Origin of the sequence: Alloyangia pacifica (assembly GCF_900116195.1) — a bacterium.
Lineage (GTDB): Bacteria > Pseudomonadota > Alphaproteobacteria > Rhodobacterales > Rhodobacteraceae > Salipiger > Salipiger pacificus.
In genome coordinates, this window is the sequence record NZ_FOZW01000008.1 from 245,484 (window position 1) to 261,116 (window position 15,633).

Annotated in this window: 12 protein-coding genes; 8 read left to right on the top strand and 4 right to left on the bottom strand. The window is 67.9% G+C overall.

The genetic code is table 11. From position 1 onward, the window contains the following. Window positions 1–1,158 carry an extracellular solute-binding protein gene (locus BM397_RS17910; protein ID WP_092427413.1) on the bottom strand — a complete coding sequence of 386 codons (1,158 nt, stop codon included), beginning with the start codon at window positions 1,156–1,158 and terminating at the stop codon, window positions 1–3. Window positions 1,159–1,369: 211 nt separating this feature from the next. Here BM397_RS17910 and BM397_RS17915 point away from each other — a divergent pair, with 211 nt between their 5' ends. Next, window positions 1,370–2,545: an MFS transporter gene (locus BM397_RS17915; RefSeq protein ID WP_176806747.1), complete on the top strand. Its 1,176-nt coding sequence runs from the start codon at window positions 1,370–1,372 to the stop codon at window positions 2,543–2,545. 33 nt (window positions 2,546–2,578) lie between these two features. On the opposite strand, the gene BM397_RS17920 is transcribed toward BM397_RS17915, so the two are convergent. Then, window positions 2,579–3,748 (bottom strand): ROK family transcriptional regulator, encoded by a 1,170-nt coding sequence (locus BM397_RS17920; protein WP_092427417.1) that lies wholly within the window; start codon window positions 3,746–3,748, stop codon window positions 2,579–2,581. 142 nt (window positions 3,749–3,890) lie between these two features. Here BM397_RS17920 and BM397_RS17925 point away from each other — a divergent pair, with 142 nt between their 5' ends. The 6 genes from BM397_RS17925 (at window position 3,891) to BM397_RS17950 (ending at window position 9,770) form a co-directional block, all read left to right on the top strand. Beyond that, window positions 3,891–5,201, top strand: coding sequence for an extracellular solute-binding protein (locus tag BM397_RS17925; protein ID WP_218124895.1), 1,311 nt, complete (start codon window positions 3,891–3,893; stop codon window positions 5,199–5,201). An 83-nt stretch (window positions 5,202–5,284) separates the two neighbouring features. Then, a complete protein-coding gene (locus BM397_RS17930; RefSeq protein ID WP_092427419.1) occupies window positions 5,285–6,169 on the top strand; it encodes a carbohydrate ABC transporter permease in 885 nt (294 codons plus the stop codon). Further along, entirely contained in the window at window positions 6,166–7,071 is a 906-nt protein-coding gene (locus BM397_RS17935; RefSeq protein WP_092427421.1) for a carbohydrate ABC transporter permease, read from the top strand. Before BM397_RS17930 ends, BM397_RS17935 begins: the two co-directional genes overlap by 4 nt. Before the next feature lie 2 nt (window positions 7,072–7,073). After that, the gene (locus BM397_RS17940) at window positions 7,074–8,189 is read left to right on the top strand and encodes an ABC transporter ATP-binding protein (RefSeq protein WP_218124896.1); all 1,116 of its coding nucleotides are present in this window, start codon (window positions 7,074–7,076) and stop codon (window positions 8,187–8,189) included. Beyond that, window positions 8,170–8,898, top strand: coding sequence for a DUF1868 domain-containing protein (locus tag BM397_RS17945; protein WP_092427425.1), 729 nt, complete (start codon window positions 8,170–8,172; stop codon window positions 8,896–8,898). Before BM397_RS17940 ends, BM397_RS17945 begins: the two co-directional genes overlap by 20 nt. Before the next feature lie 11 nt (window positions 8,899–8,909). After that, window positions 8,910–9,770, top strand: a complete 861-nt coding sequence (locus BM397_RS17950; protein WP_092427427.1) for an inositol monophosphatase family protein — start codon at window positions 8,910–8,912, stop codon at window positions 9,768–9,770. Between the two features lie 742 nt (window positions 9,771–10,512). Here the strand turns inward: BM397_RS17950 and BM397_RS17955 are convergent. Both BM397_RS17955 and BM397_RS17960 read right to left on the bottom strand, forming a co-directional pair. After that, complete coding sequence (locus BM397_RS17955; RefSeq protein WP_092427429.1) at window positions 10,513–11,469, bottom strand: PLP-dependent cysteine synthase family protein; 957 nt, start codon at window positions 11,467–11,469, stop codon at window positions 10,513–10,515. 339 nt (window positions 11,470–11,808) lie between these two features. Next, window positions 11,809–12,738: a LysR family transcriptional regulator gene (locus BM397_RS17960; RefSeq protein ID WP_092427431.1), complete on the bottom strand. Its 930-nt coding sequence runs from the start codon at window positions 12,736–12,738 to the stop codon at window positions 11,809–11,811. Window positions 12,739–12,798: 60 nt separating this feature from the next. Between BM397_RS17960 and BM397_RS17965 the strand changes: the two genes are divergently transcribed. Further along, complete coding sequence (locus BM397_RS17965; RefSeq protein ID WP_092427433.1) at window positions 12,799–15,630, top strand: FAD-binding and (Fe-S)-binding domain-containing protein; 2,832 nt, start codon at window positions 12,799–12,801, stop codon at window positions 15,628–15,630. The last annotated feature ends 3 nt before the right edge of the window (window positions 15,631–15,633 follow it).

Below are 15,633 nucleotides of genomic sequence, written 5' to 3' on the forward strand. Positions count from 1 at the left end.
TCAGCCCCGGGTCAGGCCGGGGGCGACGTTGCGATACCAGCCATCGTTGATCGCCGCGTCCCAGTCGCCGCCCGGGAAGGTCGGGATGGTGGCGGGGATCACGTCGGCGTATTTCTCGCGCAGTGCGCCGTCCACGTGGTCCCAGGACACGCCGGGGAAGCCGCCGAGCTCGGTGATGATCTTCGACTGTACCTCTTCCGACAGCACGTAGGCGGCGAGCTGCAGCGCCACGTCGCGGTTGGCCGCATTGGTCGGCACGGTGATGCGGCTGAAGCCGCCGCAGAGCGCGAGGTCCTGCAGCTGCACGAGGCCGGTGTCCTCGGGCAGCACGCCCATGGCGATCGCCTGCAGCACCTGGTCCGACCAAACCGGGGTCATGGTCACGACGCCCTGCGCCAGAAGCTGGATCGACTGGGTGTTGCCCGACGAATAGGAGCCGCCCTCGTAGAGGCTCGGCGCGAGGCCGTTCAGCAGCTCCCAGGCGCCCGGCAGCGTCTCGGCTGCGTAGTCCGCCGAGAAGTTCTCGAGGGTGAACTTCTGCGGGTCGCGGCCGTTCGCCTCGTGGATCGCGCGGCGCACGAAGTTGCCGCCCGAGCCGCCCTTGTCGGGACGGTTGTAGATGAACTGGCCGGGGTTGGCGTGGATCCAGGCGGTCATCTCGTCCCAGGTCTTCGGCGCATCCTCGGCCGCGACGCGGCTGGCGTCATAGGCCAGCAGCACCTGGCTGCCGCGGTAGGGCAGGTCGAAGTCGGTCTGTCTGGCGGCGGGGTTCACCTTGTCCAGGGCATCGATCCCCGTTTCGGCGAAGTTCACCCAGAGGCCCGCGTCGATCGAGCCTTCGGTCTGGTCTGGGGTGAAGGCCTCGAAGAGGTCGACCTGCGGGTCGGCGTCGCTGCCGAGCGCGGCCATGGCGCGGTCGGCCATGGCGCGCAGCCCGGCACCGTCACCAGCGTCGACGACGCGGACCTTGGCGTCGGGGTTCACCGACTTGAAGCCGGGCAGGATCACGTTGGTCCAGAAGTCCGAGATATTGCTGTCCGAGCCGGTGTAGACGTTCACGAAGCCGTCGGCGGCCAGGGCGAAGCGGGGCAGGGCCAGCGCGGCAGCGGAGGCAGAGGCGGTCGCAAGGAAGCCGCGGCGCGAAAAATGGGAGGTCATGGTGGCTCCTGAGAGGTCAGAGACGTCCCGCCGGGGAGGTCGGCGGGTTCACAGGCGGCGCAGATAGGCTCGTATTGTTAAGCTTTTGTAATGGTTTGGTGATGCCTCGATGAAGATGGACTGCGCCACCGGATTGCGCATGGACTTGATCGGCGTTTGGTGGTTCTGCGAAGCTCTCCTTCAGAGGCCAGCTTCAGAGGCTCGTCCGACCATGACCCTTCGTACCCCCCTTTTCGCGCTTCCCGCGGCCATCTTCCTGGTGAACGCGGTGCTCTATGTCACGCTCTACTCCCGCCTGCCCGAGGTGACCGCCGCGCAGGGGATCAGCCGGGCGGCGCTGGGGCTGGCGCTGCTGGCGCAGACCGGCGGCACCCTGCTCGGCTTTCCGCTGGCGGCGCGGGTGATCGAGCGGTTCGGGGCGCGGCGGGTGGCCGGGGCGACGCTGCTGGTGGCCATGCTGCTCCTGCCGCTCGCGGCGTCCGGCCGACTGGCGCCGGGTCTGGCGGGCCTCGCGCTACCGCTTTTCGGCTACGGGTTCGCCATGGCGATCATGGAGGTCGCCAAGAACCTCATTGCGGCGCGGATCGAGGAGAAGAGCGGTCGCAACGTGATCTCCAAATGCCACGGCTTCTGGTCGGCGGGGCTTTTCGTCGGCGCGGTGCTCGGCGGCTGGGCCGCGAGCCGCGGGATGTCCGCCGCCTCGGAGCTTGCGCTGCTCGGGGCCGCCAGCCTGCCGCTGGTCATCCTGCTGCTGCTGCGGGCGGGTGACCCCGAGCCGCTGGTGACCGCAGAGGCCCCGGTGAAGGGGCCACGGTTTGCCCGGCCCGACGCCTTCGTGATCGGCCTGCTGATCCTCATCGCCGGCTTCAGCATCACCGAGGGTGTGATCTACGACTGGTCGATGTTCTACCTGCGCGAGGAGCTGGGACTGGGGGCGCTGAGCGCCTCGCGGATCTACGCTGCCTTCACCATCGGCATGTTCGCCGCGCGCATGTCGGGCGACGGGCTGCGCGCGCGTCTGCGCGTTCGCATTCTGTTGCGGATGATGGCGGTGACGACGCTGGCGGGGCTCGTGCTGTGCATCGCCTCGCCCTCCGCCGGGCTCGGAGAGGCCGGGCTGCTCGCCGGTTTCGCGCTGGTCGGGGCGGGCGTGGCGCTCGGCGCGCCGGTGGCGACTTCGCTGGCGATGCGCCACCCGACGCGCTCGGCCACGAAGACCATGGCGGCCTACTCGCTGACCTCGCTGCTCGCGCTCTTCGCGGTGCCGCCGCTTCTGGGCGGGCTGGTCGAGGCCCATGGCGCGGTCTGGGCGCTGACCGTCTCGACGCCGCTCCTGCTCGTCGTGCTGCTGGGTGCGGGCCGCATCGTCGGCTGGATGGGGCGGTAAGAGGCGCGGCCCGGGCCCTTCAGGGCGGGGGCGTCAGAACAGCAGCGCCCGCAGTGGCAGGCAGGCCGCGCCGACCGCCGGGGTCTCTCCCCCGAGTGTCGAGATCTCCAGCTCCGGCAACGGGTTGATATGGCCATGGCGCGGGCGGGCAAAGAACTCGGCACGGTCGATGAAGGCCTGTGCCAGCGGGCGCGGGATCTGGCCGCCGAAGACGATGCATTCGGGATCGGCCACCGCGGTCACCGCGTTGATCACCCGGTTGAGCTGCGGCGCGACCCTGTCGGCCCAAACCGCCACTTCGTCGGGCACCCGGCCGATCGCGGCCCCGATTTCCTCGATGCTGCGCACGTCGTGTCCGGCCCGGCGCAGGTGCGCCAGCAGCAGGCCGAGCGCGGGGCGGCTCTCGGCCTCTTCGGGGGTGAAGATCATGCCGATCTCGCCGGCATTGCCAAATGCGCCGTGCAGCAGGTCGCCCTCGCTGATGATCCCGGCGCCGAAGCCATAGTTGAACGACAGGTAGACGAGATTGCGGTAGCTGCGCCCGAGCCCGAACATCGCCTCGCACAGCGCGGCGGTATTGGCGTTGTTGTCGGTCCAGCAGGGCAGGCGGAAGCGTTCCGAAACGCGGCGGGCCAGATCGACCTCGGACCAGTGCTTCAGTGGCTCGGGCGGGTTGTAGCGACCGTTCTTCATCAGGTAGCCGGCGATCGCACACCCCACCCCGACAGCGTCCTCGCGGCGAAAGCGCGCCTGTGCGAGCAACGCGTCGAACGCCTCGTCGATCCGGTTCAGCACGGCTTCGACGCTGTCGCCCGCGATGGAGAACTGCCGCGTGACATGGCCGCCGGCAAAATCCATGCAAGCCACGCCAACGCGGTCGGTGTCGAGGGAGACCCCGAGCGCGCAGCCGAAACGCGGGTTCAGCAGCAGGCGCGGGCTGGGCTTGCCCTTGCGCTTCGGCGGGACGAGCGGGCCGAAGAGGATCATCCCGTCCTCGTGGAGCGTCGAAAGCAGCCGGTGCACCGACTGCTGGGTCAGCTCCATCCGGGCGGTGAGCGAGGCGCGGGTCTGTTCGGGATCCTGCCACACCGCGGAGAGCATCTGGCGCTCGTTGCGGCTGACAATGGCGGAACCATGGCGACAAAAGCGCCGCGACAGCAACGCCACAGGATCGGTCGGGAAGGTTCGGAACTGGGCGCTCATGTGGTCACATTCTACGTGAGATGTCTTGTATTCAAGCAAATTAATACTGTTTCAGGCACGTCACCTCATTGTCACACCTAAAGTGTTATCACGCCAGCATGCCGATTCCGGCGCTCCTGCTCCTGTCTTCCGAGGACCCGACATGCTGAAGAAATCCGCCCTTTCCGCGCTTGCGCTGCTGGCAGGCACCGCCGCCGCGCCGGTGGCATATGCCGCCGACATCGAATTCTGGTACGGCAATACCGGCACCGGCGAAGAGGCGATCCAATCCGCCTGCGCCGCCTTCAACGAGAGCCAGACCGAGCACCACGTCTCCTGCGTGGGGCAGGGCAGCTACGAAACCGGCATGCAGAAGGCCATCGCCGCCTACCGCTCGAAACAGCACCCGGTGCTGATCCAGTTCTTCGATGCGGGCACGCTTGACCTGATGCTGTCGGGCGCGGTTCAGCCGGTCCAGGAGGTCGCGCCCGATGTCGACTGGGGCGACTACATCAACGGTGCACGCTCCTATTACGAGACATCCACCGGCGAACTCTTCTCGCAGCCCTATAACGGCTCGACGCTGATCTTCTATGGCAACCGCGAACTGCTGGAGAAAGCCGGCGTCAGCGAGCTGCCGCAGACCTGGGAAGGGGTGATCGAGACGGCCCGTGCGCTGAAGGCGGCCGGCGTCGACTGCCCCTTCACCACCGACGGCCACCCGTGGCGCGTGCTCGAACAATTCTCGGCCCGTCACGGCTTGCCGATTGCAACCCAGAACAACGGCTATGGCGGGCTCGACGCCGAGTACACCTTCAACACCGGCCCGGTCGCCGAGCACCTCAAGAACCTTGCCGCATGGCGCGAGGAAGGGCTCGTGAAGCTCGACGCCGACACCGCCGCGGGCAAGTACACCACCGCCTTCAACAGTGGTGAATGCGCGATGATGGAAGGCTCGACCGGCTCCTACGGAGCGGCCTTCGCCGCACTCGGCGACAAGGTCGAGATCGCCATGGCACCTATGTACGAAGGCTATGAGCGCCACAACACGCTGATCGGCGGCGCCTCGCTCTGGGTGATGAAGGGCCATGACGCCCCTGCCTACGAGGCGGCAACCGCCTTTCTCGACTTCCTGCGCGGGGATGAGCAGCAGATCGAGCTGACCCGCATCACCGGCTACGTTCCGGTAACCAACAGCGGCCTCGCCGCGCTGGAAGCAGCGGGCCTGTCGGACGATCCGCAGTTCGCCACCGCCAGCACCGGTGTCGAGAGCCTCAACCAGCCGGGCACCGAGGACAGCCGCGGCGTGCGGCTCGGTTTCTACGTTCAGTTCCGCGACATCTTCATGGAAGAGACGCAGAAGGCCTTCACCGGCGGGCAGGACATGCAGGCGGCGCTCGACAACGCGGCGACCCGCGGCAACGAGCTGCTGCGCCGGTTCGAGCAGACCTACAAGGGCACCAAGCTCCCCTGACCCCTCGGTCCCGTACCTGAGACGCGGCCGGCCCTTCGCGGGGCCGGCCACCCCGCCGACCTACCAAGCCGAGAGGCCCACCCATGAAACAGGAAATCTTCCGCTCGCGCTGGCTGCCGTGGTGGCTGAGCGCGCCGCAGCTGATCGTGCTCTTCCTGTTCTTCTACCTGCCGATCGCGCTGGCCTTCTTCTGGGCCTTCCACCTCGAGCAGCCCTTTGGCGGCGGCTCGGAATTCGTCGGGCTGGAGAACTTCCGCCGGGTGCTGGGCTCGGGCGAGTTCTGGACCTCTGCGGGCGCGACGCTGCTCTACATGATCCTCGCCTCGGGCACCTCGATCACTACGGCGCTGATCCTCGCGCTGGCCGCCGACCGGGCGCTGAAGCTCTCGCCGCTGGCGCGCAACGTGTTCATCTGGCCCAAGGCCGTGGCCTCGGCCTCGATCGGGGTGATCTTCGTGTTCATCCTGAACCCGTTCCTCGGCATCCTCGCGCCGCTCAACGAGATCTGGCCGGGCTTCTGGAACCCGCGCACCAATGTCACCCACACCTATATCATGCTCTTCGTGACCAATGTGTGGAACGCCATCCCCTTCACCTTCATCATCCTGCTGGCCGGGCTGCAGGCGATCCCGCAGGAGCTGCACAAGGCCGGGGCGATGGACGGCTCGGGGCCTTGGCGGCGGCTCTGGGACATCCAGTTGCCGCTGCTGACGCCGCAGCTCTTCGTGGTGATCGTGCTGGAAGTCGCCGACAGCCTTTCGGGCAGCTTCGGCCTTATTGACACGATGACCCAAGGCGGGCCGGGCGGCTCCACCAACCTCTTGGTCTACAAGATCTACTCTGACGGCTTCAAAGCCTATGACCTGTCGGGCGCGGCCACGCAGACGGTGATCCTCATGGTGCTCGTCGCCTGCATCACCGGCTTTCAGTACTTCTTCCTCGAGCGCAAAGTGAACTACGACCGATGATCGAGAACACCTCCTCCATCGACCGGGTCGCGGGTGCGATCCTCATCGCCGGCCTCCTGTTCGTGCTGACCCCTCTGGCCTTCGTGGTGATCACCGCGACGCAGAGCTATGAGGACTTCCTGCGCAACAACTTCTCGCTGATCCCCGGCAGCCATTTCCTCGAGAACTTCCGCGAGGTGTGGTCCCGCACCGACCTGCCGCGCCAGACGCTCAACTCGATCATCGTGGGCGGCATCGTCGCCACGGGCCGGGTCGCGCTGGCGGTGACCACCAGCTATGCCGTGGTGTTCTTCACCGGGCGGGGCAGGGGCTTTGTCTACGCGCTGGTGGTGGCCTCGATCATGCTGCCGCTCGAGCTGATGATCATCACCGCATACCAGGTCACCGCCAATGTCGCGCTGCCACTCAACGTGGTGGCCAATCTCGGTGGCTGGTGGGGCGCGCTCTTTGGCGGGCCGCTCGATCTGCAGTGGAACCTTCTGGATACCTACGCGGGCATCTCGATCCCGCTGATGGCGCAGGGCTCGTGCACGATGATCCTGGTGCAGTTCTTCCGGACCATCCCGCCGCAGCTGGCGCGTGCCGCCATCGTCGATGGGGTCGGCCCGCTGCGCTTCCTGTGGGACATCCTGCTGCCGCTGTCGAAGGGGCCGCTTACCGCGCTTGGCATCTACATGTTCATCAGCGCGTGGATTCAATACATGTGGCCGCTGGTGGCCGCCTCCTCGCCCGCCCGCACCATGGCCGTGGTCGGGCTCACCCGGTTGCAGGAGGACGGTGAACGCATCCCCGATTTCCCTCTGCAAATGACCGGCGCCATCCTTGTCACCCTGCCGCCGCTGATCCTGATCGCGCTGTTCCAGCGCCGCATCGTGCGCGGTCTGACCCTCTCGGAGAAATGACAATGCTCGAGACAAGCTCTACCGCCGCCATCGGCCTGCACGGGCTGGTCAAATCCTATGGTGAGACCCCGGTGATCCCCGGCCTCGACGCCGAGCTGCGGGGCGGCGAGTTCACCGTCATCCTCGGCCCCTCGGGCTGCGGCAAGTCCACGCTGCTCAACTGTATCGCCGGGCTCGAGCGGCTGAGCGCCGGCCGCATCACCATCGGGGGCCGCGAGGTGCAGGAGGAAGAGCCGAAGAACCGCCGGCTGGCCATGGTGTTCCAGAACTACGCGCTCTACCCGCACATGACCGTGGCCGAGAACATCGGCTACGCGTTGAAGGTGGCCGGGGTGAACAAGACCGAGCGCGCCGCACGAGTGGCCGAGGCCGCGCGCGTCGTCGAGCTCGGTGACTACCTGGATCGCCGCCCCGGCCAGCTGTCGGGCGGGCAACGGCAGCGCGTCGCCATCGCCCGCGCGGTGGTGCGCGAGCCGCAGGTGCTGCTCTACGACGAGCCGCTCTCGAACCTCGATGCCAAGCTGCGCCACGACATGCGCCGGGAGCTCGCCGAACTGCATCGCCGCATCGGCGCGACCTCGGTCTTCGTCACCCATGACCAGGTCGAGGCGATGACCCTTGCCGACCGCATCATGGTGCTCAACAAGGGCCGGATCGAGCAGTTCGACACGCCCGAGGCGATCTATCACCGCCCGGCCTCGACCTTCGTTGCGGGGTTCATCGGCTCTCCGGCGATGAACCTCGTCGACGTCACTGGCGAAGGCGGTGTGCTGAGGCTCGCGGATGGCACCGCGCTCGCCGCCCATTCCCACAGGGGCCCGGCGATCCTCGGCATCCGGCCCGAGCTGGTGGTGCCGGCGCCGGATGGCCTCCCGGTGCAGATCACCTACCGCGAGGAGCTTGGCGCCCACGCGGTGCTGACCCTGCGCCTGCCCGACGGCACCGCGCTGCGCATGGCCACCGCGCTCGGCCAGCGCGGGGGGCTGCCCACCGATCTGCGGGTCGCTCTGCCTGCAGCCGAGCTTCATCTCTTCGACCCTCTCACTGGCAAGGCGCTGGCCTCGGCCACGCCTGCGACACAGACCAAGAAAGCACAGCATGACCACGTTCCGTCCTGATCCGCTCGATCACCTCACTGGCCGCGTCCATCCCGGGCTGCCGTTTCCGCCGGGGATTTCCGCTCCCGGCAATGGTGGCAAGTTCACGCCGGAGGGGCAGCTTCTGATCTGGCCCGGCAACACGATGATCTGCCACATCGACCCCGAGAGCGACGCGCACGCGGCCCTCGTCGATATCCAAGCGGGGTTGAAGGCCGGCCCGCATGCGGCCAGCTTCACCTTCCTGCCGGCGGAGTCGCTGCACATGACGGTGTTCCAGGGCATCTCCGGTCCCTTCGCCAACCGCTTCGACTGGCCCGAGGGGGTCGACAAGGGCGCGACGCGCAACGAGGTGACCCGCGCGCTCAAGGACAGGCTCGATGGCATCGCGCTGCCGCAGGTCCGGCGCATTCGCGCACTCGAGGTGTTTGCCGGGCATTCGATGACCGTCGACGGCATCGGCCCCGACGAGCAGGGGCTCCGCGACACCCGCGAGACGCTGCGCGAGGTGACAGGCATCGAGCCGGCGGGCTACGAGACCTATACTTTCCACATCACGCTGGCCTACATCCTGCACTGGCTCGAAGAGCGGGCAGCGCGCGAGGTGGTGGCGCTGTCGGAGGCGCTCTTTGCCGAACATGGCCCGCGCCTCCAGGACATTCGTCTGGGCCGCATCGAGCTTTGCAACTTCGAGCACATGCACCATTTCGAACCGCTGCGGCACCTGTAGGAGAGCATGCGATGACCACCCAGATCGAGCCGGAGACCGACGTTGCGACCAACCCTGTGACCGAAGCGGAGGCCGAGGCGCTGGTCGCACTGGTCCGCAAGGTGGGGAAGGAGGTGATCCTGCCCCGGTTCCGCACTCTCGGACCTGCCGAGGTGGAGGCGAAGACCGACCCCACGGATCTCGTGACCATCGCCGACCGCGAGGCCGAGGCCGCGCTCACCGAGGGAGCGCGGGAGATTTTTCCCGGCTGCACTGTGGTCGGCGAAGAAGCGGTGGCCGAAGACCCCGCGCGGCTCGAGTCCATCGCGGGCGCGGAGACCTGCGTAATCATCGACCCGGTGGACGGCACCTTCAATTTCGCGCGCGGCGTGGCGGTCTTCGGGGTGATCCTCGCCGTCACGCGGCGGGGGCAGACGGTGTTCGGCCTGCTTTACGATCCGGTGCTGGACGATTGGGTCATGGCGCATCGCGGCGGCGGGGCCGTCCACGCGACGGCGCGGGGCGTGCAGCGGCGGCTCTCCGTCCGTGCCGCCATCGCGGTGCACGAGGCGGAAGGCACGCTGCCCCTCGATCTCTACGGAGGTGCGCGGCGGGCAGATATCCTCCGCGCCTTCGCCGCCGTGCGGAGCGCCCGCTCCCTGCGCTGCTCCTGCCATGAATACCGGATGCTGGCGATGGGGCAGGCGGACTTCTCGGTGAATGGCTCGCTCAACCCCTGGGACCACGCGGCCGGCGTCCTGGTTCTCGAGGAGGCCGGAGGTTGCGTGGTCATCGAGGGAGAGCCGGGATACGCGCCGACGCTGCGGCAGGGCCGGATCATCGCGGCAGCAAGTGCCGAACTGGCCGCAGAGCTCTCTGCCGTGGCGTGGTGAGGCCGCCGGGGCCCGGTCCCTGGTCGTAGGTGAAAGGCCGCCGATGCCGCCATGCCAAACCCGGGACGGGCACCGCAGGGTTGCTCCTCAGGGGCTCGAGAGCGGGGGCAAAACCGGGTCATCTGCGCGCTCAGCAGGTGCAGGTGGAGATGCTGGAGAAAGTGGTTCAGCAGCCCGAAGGTTCACTCTTGGCGTTGAACTCGGAATTCGCGTCGGATCGGCGCGTTGCGGGTCGCCGCGCGCCTGCTCGACATCGCGCGAAAGCGGCTCTTTCCGCTCGTGGACTTCGCCTACCAGGGCCGGGGGCAGGAATTACGGCCTCTACCACGAACGCGCCGCGACCCTGTTCGCCGTCGGCAAGAATGCGGCTGTCGCCGCGGCCGCGAAATCAAACATGGGCGTCGTGACCAACTCGATGTGGGCGATGCCGCCGGGCCATGGTGCTGCCGCGGTGGTCTTGTTCTCAAGACGCCGGAGCTGGAGCAGATGTGGCGTGAAGAGATGGCCGAGATGACCCGCCGGTTCCGGTCGATCCGGCGGGCCGTCGCCGCGCAGAGCCCGGGGCTCGGCTTCATCGCGGCGCAGAACGGCATGTTCTCCAATCTTGAACTGACCGGTGAACAGGTCGCCCTGCTTCGCGAAGACCGCGCATTCTACATGGTCGTCTCCCGGCGCATCACCTGGCCGGGCCGCGCGATGGCGACGTCGAGCGGGTCTGTGCGGCGGTCGCGCTGCTTCTGTCCTAGTCCGGAGCCTGGTTGTACAGCGTGCCATTGGTGTATTTCAGACCGCTGTCGCAGGCCACGGTGACCACCGTCGCATCCGGGCCCAGTTCCTGTGCAAGCGCGATGGCGGCCACCACGTTGATCCCCGTCGAAGTGCCGGCGAAGATCCCCTCTTCGCTGGCCAGACGCCGGCACATCGCCCGGGCCTCGCTCTCGGAGATGCCACGCGCCTCGTCATAGACCCTGTGCGTCTCGAGCAGCGGCGGCACGAAGCCGATGCCGATGCCTTCGACATGGTGGGTGCCAGGCTTGCCCTGCGTGATCGTGGGCGAGGACTCTGGCTCCAGCAGCACGATGCGCGTCGCCGGATCGGCGGCCTTCAGGGCCTTCGCCGCACCGATCAGCATACCGCCGATGCCGGCGGCGCCGCAGAACGCGGTGATCCCGTCCGGGAATTGTTCGACCAGTTCCTGTCCGAGGGTTTCGTATCCCGCCAAGGAATCCTCGTTGTCGAACTGATCCGTGTAGAGCCACCCGTCCTGCGCGCCCAGGTCCCGGGCGCGCGCGATCATGCTCGGGATCAGGTCCGCCGTGATCTTGCCGGAGGGGCTGTGGATCAGTTCGACCTCGGCCCCGAAGGCGGCGATGGTGCGCAGCTTTTCCTGCGCGAAGGCATTGGAGGAAACGACGTGGAACTTGTAGCCGCGCACCGCACAGACAAAGGCCAGAGACGACCCTGTGCTGCCGCCGCTCGCCTCGACGACGGTCATGCCCGGTTTCAGCGTGCCCCGACGCTCGGCCTCGGAGATCATCGTCTTGGCCATCCGGTCCTTGTAGGAGCCTGTCGGGTTGAAATACTCCAGCTTGACGAACACCTTGCCCGCGCCCTCGGGCACGATGTGATTGAGCTGGGTGACCGGCGTGGAGCCGATGGTGTCGAGCATGGTTGTCACCGGATGCGGAGGGTGTGCCATTGGGATCTTCTCTTCTCTTGGTTGCCGATTGAACCGACACGGCTGCAGGGAGCGGGACACCGATGGCGGCCACAGTCCGGCCGCCTGAGGACATCGCTGAATGTGAATAGCTGTGGTCCACAAGTCCAGACCGAGAAAGGCGAATTTCGCGCTCGAAGGGGACGTCGGTGCGAGGGTCGCCGCGCTACCGGCCGCCGCGCTACCGGACAGGGGAGGCGCGCCGCGACCGCCCGCTGCACTGGACGCAGGGTGTCTCGGCGCGCAGGCACACGCCTACGGGTGCTCAACGCGCAACCTCCGCAACTTCGGGACCAACCGGGCGCACGAGGAGCGCTCCGCTCACGTTGATCTCGGTGCGCTGGAGGTGATGTCGCGGAACTGCGCGACAAAGCGCTCCGAGGCCGGGCTCACCGCGCGGCGCGCCGGCGTCAGCAGGTAGAGCTTGCGCTCAAGCGAGAGGTCGGCGACCGGCACGAAGGCGATTCCCGGGTCGTTGAACAGCAAGCCGGCATTGCGCGGCAGCAGAGCGACGCCGATACCGGCGCGCACGAGGCAGAGCTGGGCGATCGTCGAATGGCTGCGCAGCGGGCCGGCTTTCAGCGAGTCCGGCAGAGCCGCATGGGCTGCGAGCAGCCGCGAAGAGCCAGTCTCGGTGCCGAGGTGAATGAGCTGCTGCGGATCGATGTCCGCAAGGCGCACCGGTGCCGAGGTTTGTGCCAGCGGGTGATCGATCGCGCAGGCGAGGCCGAAGGGGTCGGCGGCGATCTCGGTCTGTACCAGATCGGGCGACCCGCGGGCACGACCGGCAATGGCAAGATCGAGCCTGCCGTCTGCAACCATGTCGGCGAGGGTCTCGGCGACATCGTCATGCAAGGTGAGGATCACCTCTGGGTGGGCGGCGCGGAAGGCAGCGATGGCGGGGGCGACGAGCGGCGTGATTGCCGAGGGTGTGGCCCCGACCCGCAGGGCGCCGCGGAGTCCCCGCGCGTGATCGCGCAGACGGGAGAGCGAGAGATCGAGCGCATCGAGAAGGGGCGCTGTCTCCCTGAGGAACTCGAGCCCCAGAGGTGTCGGCTCCGGCGGACGGCTGCGCCGGTCGAAGAGTGCACCACCGGCGATTTCCTCGATCTGGCGCACGGTCTCTGTTAGGGCCGAGGGCACCACGCCGAGCCGCGCTGCCGCCCGGGCAAAGCTGCCCTCGGACCATATCGCATGGATGGCGCGGAGGTGCCGAAGGTTGAAGTTCGTATTTTCTGAATCAAGCTTCATAACTTTCAATTTTAAAGAACCGGCGGTCCCGGTCAATATGCGGCGACACAGGAGACCCGAATGACCGACATAGACCGAAGCCTTACCGACGCGATAGGCAAGCTCCCGCAGGCGTTGCAGCGCGCCGGGTTCCGCGGCGAGGTGACGCGTGACAGCGCGCTGCGGGCGGCGATGTCGACCGACAACTCGGTTTACCGCATCTTGCCGGACCTGGTGGTCGCCCCGCGCGATGGCGACGACGTGGTCACCTGCATGGCCGTGTTGGAGCGCCCGGAGTTCGCGCATGTGCCGTTGACGGCCCGCGGCGGCGGCACCGGCACCAACGGGCAGAGCCTCAACCGCGGCGTCATCCTCGACATGCGGCGTCATATGCACCGACTGCTGGAGGTCGATGCCGAAGGCAGATGGGCGGATGTCGAGCCGGGCATCGTGCTGGACGATCTCAATGCGCAGTTGCGGCCGCGCGGCGTGTTCTTTGCGCCGGAGACCTCGACCTCGACCCGCTGCGCGGTGGGGGGCATGGTCTCGACCGACGCCTCCGGCAAGGGCTCGCGGATCTACGGCAAGACCTCGGACAATCTCATGGGCGTCGAGATCGCGCGGGGGCAGGGGCTGGTGTCGAGTCTCGCAGCCACGCCCGATTGGGCGGTGCCGATGATGGAGGCCGCCGCACGCGCGGCGCGGGCCGGTCGCGCGGCCTTCGTCGCCCATACGCCGAAGCTCAACAGGCGCTTCACTGGCTACGATCTCGAGCGCGCCTGCCCCGAGGAGGGCGGCTTCGAGTGGTGGCGCCTTTTCCCCGGCTCCGAAGGCACGCTCGGGCCGATCACCCGCCTCCGGGTGAAGCTGCGGCCACTGCCCAGGGAAAAGCGCCTCGTGGTCGCGGGGTTTGCCAGTTTCCGCGACTCGCTGGCCGCCGCGATGCCGCTGCTGCAGGATGATCCCACGGCCATCGAGGTGATGGACGAGCGGGTGCAGGCGCTTGCCGAAGGGGCTGGCCTGCTCGAACGACTGCCCGAGAGCCTGCGCCCCTCAGGCGGCGAGGCCGTCGCATATGCCTTTGTCGAGTTCAACGGCGACGATGCCGAAGAACTCGACGCCCGCATCGCCGCCTGCGAGATCCGGCTGCGGGGCCTTTCGGGCAGTCGCGCGGTGCATGTCGCCTCGGGTACAGAGGAGATCCGAGAGCTTTGGGCAATCCGCTCCGCCGGGGTCGGGTTGCTGGGCAAGGTCGAGGGCCGCGCGCGGCCCGTTGCCTTCGTCGAGGATTGCGTGGTCCCGCCCGAGGCGCTGCCCGCCTTCCTCGACGGCTTTCTCGACATCCTCACCCGGCACGGGCTCAGTTTCGGCATCTACGGGCATGTCGATGTCGGCTGCCTGCATATCCGCCCCGCGCTGGACATCGACGCCGAGGCGGATCGCGCGCGGCTGGTGCAGGTTTCGGACGAGATTTTCGCTCTGGTGAACCGGCACGGCGGCATCTTCTGGGGCGAGCACGGCAAGGGCGTGCGCGGCGCCTATCTCGAGGGCTGGATTGGCCCGGAAGCCTATGCGGCGCTGCAAGGGGTGAAGGCCGCCTTCGATCCTGCCGGCCGCTTCAACCCCGGCAAGCTGGTGGCGACGGATACGCCGGTCATGGGCATCGCCACGACGCCGTTCCGGCCGTTCAACGCGCCCGCGGGCGACGCGCTGGAAAAGGCTTTCCGCTGCAATGGCAACGCGCAATGCCTGAGCTATGCCGCGACCACGCCCATGTGTCCGTCGTTCAAGGCGACGCAGGATTTGCGCCAGTCTCCCAAGGGCCGCGCCGATGCGCTGCGCGCCTGGCATGAGGGGCGGCGCAGCGGGCAGGTGACGGTCGAGGACAACGACCTTCTGGCCACGCTCGACACCTGCCTCGGCTGCAAGGCCTGCGCCTCGACCTGCCCGGTGCAGGTGGACATTCCGGCGATGCGCGCGGCCTTCTACGCCGACATCTACGCGCGCAGGTCGCGGCCGCTCACCGACCGCGCCATGCTGCTGGCAGAGCGTCTGAGCCCCTGGTTGCTGCGTGCCGCCCCGCTGCTGCGCCCGGCCTGGCCGCTTGCCCGGGCGCTCACCGAACGGCTGCTCGGGGTGAGCGACCTGCCGGAGCGCATCGCCCGCCCCCTGCCGCGGGAGGCGCGCATTTCGCCGGAGGCGCTGTCGCGCGGGCATGTTCCGGCGCGCGCGGTGCTGGTCTGGATGGACTGGTTCTCGGCGCTCTATGATGAACAGGCGCAGCTTGACGTCTACCGGGGCCTCACGGCTCTGGGATACGCGCCGCGCTTTGTGCAGATGTTGCCCTCCGGCAAGGTTGCGGGCGACCTCGGCGACCGCGCCGCGTTCCGCGGGATGGCGGAGCGGTTGGCCGGGGCGCTCGGGCGCGCAGCCGAGATCGGGACGCCAATGATCGGCCTCGACCCGGCTTTCGTCATGGCGCTGCGGCAGGACTATCGCAAGGCCGGTCTGAAGGTTCCGGAGGTCCTGCTGCCGCAGGAATTTCTTGCCGCCGAGGTCCGCGCCGGGGTCGCCTTGCCGCAGGTTCCGGGCGGGCCGCTGAGCCTCTTCACCCATTGCACCGAAAGCACCGCGGCGCCCTCCGCACGCAAGGACTGGCAGGAAGTCTTCGACGCGCTTGGTCTGCAGATCGACACGCCCGCGACGGGCTGTTGCGGCATGGCGGGCATGTTCGGCCACAAGGACCGGCATCAGCCGATGTCGCGCAAGCTTTTCGACATGTCTTGGGCGGAGCCATTGGCAATGGCCGAGGAGGCCGTGGCCACGGGCTTTTCCTGCCGTTGTCAGGTCGAGCGACTGGGCGGCGAAGCGTTGCGCCACCCGCTGGGCCTGATTGCCGACCGCCTGGGCTGAGGC

What these genes read in the sequence shown, in the direction of transcription:
- BM397_RS17910 (WP_092427413.1), bottom strand. Translation starts at nt 1,158, where the DNA reads ATGACCTCCCATTTTTCGCGCCGCGGCTTCCTTGCGACCGCCTCTGCC.
- BM397_RS17915 (WP_176806747.1), top strand. Translation starts at nt 1,370, where the DNA reads ATGACCCTTCGTACCCCCCTTTTCGCGCTTCCCGCGGCCATCTTCCTG.
- BM397_RS17920 (WP_092427417.1), bottom strand. Translation starts at nt 3,748, where the DNA reads ATGAGCGCCCAGTTCCGAACCTTCCCGACCGATCCTGTGGCGTTGCTG.
- BM397_RS17925 (WP_218124895.1), top strand. Translation starts at nt 3,891, where the DNA reads ATGCTGAAGAAATCCGCCCTTTCCGCGCTTGCGCTGCTGGCAGGCACC.
- BM397_RS17930 (WP_092427419.1), top strand. Translation starts at nt 5,285, where the DNA reads ATGAAACAGGAAATCTTCCGCTCGCGCTGGCTGCCGTGGTGGCTGAGC.
- BM397_RS17935 (WP_092427421.1), top strand. Translation starts at nt 6,166, where the DNA reads ATGATCGAGAACACCTCCTCCATCGACCGGGTCGCGGGTGCGATCCTC.
- BM397_RS17940 (WP_218124896.1), top strand. Translation starts at nt 7,074, where the DNA reads ATGCTCGAGACAAGCTCTACCGCCGCCATCGGCCTGCACGGGCTGGTC.
- BM397_RS17945 (WP_092427425.1), top strand. Translation starts at nt 8,170, where the DNA reads ATGACCACGTTCCGTCCTGATCCGCTCGATCACCTCACTGGCCGCGTC.
- BM397_RS17950 (WP_092427427.1), top strand. Translation starts at nt 8,910, where the DNA reads ATGACCACCCAGATCGAGCCGGAGACCGACGTTGCGACCAACCCTGTG.
- BM397_RS17955 (WP_092427429.1), bottom strand. Translation starts at nt 11,469, where the DNA reads ATGGCACACCCTCCGCATCCGGTGACAACCATGCTCGACACCATCGGC.
- BM397_RS17960 (WP_092427431.1), bottom strand. Translation starts at nt 12,738, where the DNA reads ATGAAGCTTGATTCAGAAAATACGAACTTCAACCTTCGGCACCTCCGC.
- BM397_RS17965 (WP_092427433.1), top strand. Translation starts at nt 12,799, where the DNA reads ATGACCGACATAGACCGAAGCCTTACCGACGCGATAGGCAAGCTCCCG.